Raw genomic sequence first — 2,493 nt, 5'->3', positions numbered from 1 at the left:
TGACCTCACTCTTGTCTTTGTAGTAGTCCTCTCTGTAAAGAAACATAACGGTATCGGCATCCTGTTCTATGGCTCCCGATTCACGAAGATCACTTAGACGCGGCATTTTATCTTCTCTTTGCTCCACTGCCCTTGAAAGCTGCGAAAGAGCAACAACAGTGATGTTCAATTCCCTTGCGAGGAGCTTCATAGATCTCGAAATCTCCGAGATTTCCTGCTGCCTGTTGTCCGATCTGCTTTTAGTATGCATTAGTTGAAGGTAATCGACAAATAGAACCTGAATGTTGTGTTCCATCTTTATCCGTCTTGCCTTGGCTCTCAAGGTTCTAGGATCAAGTGATGGCTCATCGTCAATGATTATTGGCGCGGTCTGGAGAGTACTGGCTCCATTTGTTAGCCTTTTCCACTCCTCGCTTCCGATATCTCCGGCGCGAAGCGAGAGAGCTCAAAATTCGTCACATTACACAACAACCGCTGTGCAAGCTGTTCTTTGGACATTTCTAGGCAAAAAACAGCTACCGGTAGCTGAAACTTCAGCGCCATGTTGCTCGCCAGGCTCAAAGCAAAGGCAGTTTTACCCATAGAAGGTCGAGATGCAACAATGACGAGATCGGATGGTCGAAATCCTGTAGTGACTTGGTCGAGTCTTCTGTACCCAGATGCTATTCCGGTAATTCTTCCTGTAAGGGCGTTTTCTTTCAACCTTTCCAGATTGTGAAACAGTTCATGCATTATCTTTCCAATGTGCTGATAGGTTTTGGATATCTGGGCTTCGGTGATTTGAAAAATAGCTTTCTCAGCGTTGTCCAGGATCTCGTCCGTGTCTTCTCCTTCGTATGCGTTTTCGACAATCGAACTTGCCGCCGCTATGAGCGATCGAAGTAATGACTTCTCCTTTACTGTCTTACCATAATAAAAGAAATTCGCAGAGGTTGGAACGACATCGGCTAGCTTTGCCAGCTCGACTTCACCCCCAACTTCCTCAAGAACTCCACCGGTCCTCAGTCTTTCCGTCACCGAAACTATGTCTACAGGGCTTCCTTCATCGAAAAGCTTCTCCATCGTGGAAAAAATTAGCTGATTCTTTCGTGAGTAAAAATCCCTGCCTGTGAGGAGTTCCATGACATCTGGAACAACATCTGGATCTATCAAGATACTTCCAATTACCGCCTCTTCCGATTCAATGCTGTTTGGGGGTACTCTTGTCTTCAAATCGCTCACCAACTTCTTCTAGATAATCAATAGCTATTCTCAATCAGCTCCTTTATTGAGGCAAACTCACCGTCGAAAACAAATTGGCCTCTCTCTTTGCCGGATCCACCCTTGACCTCGAACTCCTTTTTTATCCTGGTGAGAACCTCTCGGCAATCGTATCCTTTACAGAAAAGAAGGATTCTATCATCAGACTTTCCAATGATAAGATACTCCTCAAGTGTGACAAATCTTGGAATCGAAGCGAGTATACTCTCTTCATCCTCAAGAAAGATAACTCGTGACTTTGATCCGTTTATCTCTCTTGCAACATAACCCGCCAGTCTTTCAGAAAAGCTCCTGATTTTCGAATTGTCTTGTCTGATTTCATCAATTAGAGACGCAATTCTATCCGTCAGATCCAAATAACTGCACGTTAGTAAGAGGGAGGAATTTGTGATCAATTTATGTTTAGTGAAATAATCATTCAAAGCCCTTTTCCCTGCAACAAAATAGACTCTGGTGAGCGACCCTTTCACTTTCTCGTGTTTCAAAATCTTCAATAAACTCATCTGGCCAGTACGTTCCACATGAAGACCCGAGCAGGCACTTAGGTCTATCCCGTCTATTTCGACAAGTCTTATCTCTCTTTCGCTTTCAGTGATCTCTCTCTTGATCTCTTTTCTAAGATGGTATTTTTGGATTTCAGACCTATCGACAACAAATTTCCTTACCGCACGATCCTCACCGATAAAATTGTTGCAAAGCCTCTCTACATAATCGATCATATCATCCTTAAGAATTCCAAGTGAGAGATCGATAGTTGTGTACTCCTCGCCCATCTGAAATCCTACGGTTTCGGCATCCATTTCGCTTAGAAAGACAGCAGAAAGAAGGTGTTGAGCTGTGTGTTGCTGTGAGATATCTATTCTTCTTTCCTCATCGATCCTAATATCTACCATTTCGCCACTATTCTTTTCAATCTTTCCATCGATTTCTAAGACAACCTCGTCTCCAATTTTCTTCACAGATTTTATTTTGAAAGAATCTACCTCTCCACGGTCTCCAAGTTGTCCCGCTTCACCATCAACAAAAACATTTCCGTAACATATTTTGATGTAGGTAGTACCTTCTACAAACCATATTTCCCTTACTGCTTCTAACATACACCGCCCCCGGCCACTTGATATTATGTGCAAATATATGTAATAATTATACAGTAGCATTCATTAACTCCGTGGGTGATAACGCGAAAAATGAATATGAGGTGATTTGGTTGCAGGAAAGGCCAATCCTTTCGGT

General features: G+C 43.0%; 1 protein-coding gene and 1 pseudogene. Both read right to left on the bottom strand.

Going from position 1 to position 2,493, the window contains the following annotated elements; translation table 11 throughout:
• Positions 1–1,224: pseudogene (gene dnaB / locus BG32_RS05365) on the bottom strand (replicative DNA helicase); the annotation flags it as partial.
• Positions 1,225–1,238: 14 nt separating this feature from the next.
• The gene (locus BG32_RS05360; RefSeq protein ID WP_121526530.1) at positions 1,239–2,357 is read right to left on the bottom strand and encodes an alanyl-tRNA editing protein; all 1,119 of its coding nucleotides are present in this window, start codon (positions 2,355–2,357) and stop codon (positions 1,239–1,241) included.
• Between the last annotated feature and the right edge of the window lie 136 nt (positions 2,358–2,493).

The sequence above is a fragment of the Mesotoga sp. HF07.pep.5.2.highcov genome, assembly GCF_003666285.1.
Classification (GTDB): Bacteria; Thermotogota; Thermotogae; order Petrotogales; family Kosmotogaceae; genus Mesotoga; species Mesotoga prima.
This window is presented reverse-complemented; position numbering and strand designations above follow the sequence as displayed.

What these genes read in the sequence shown, in the direction of transcription:
- BG32_RS05360 (WP_121526530.1), bottom strand. Translation starts at nt 2,357, where the DNA reads ATGTTAGAAGCAGTAAGGGAAATATGGTTTGTAGAAGGTACTACCTAC.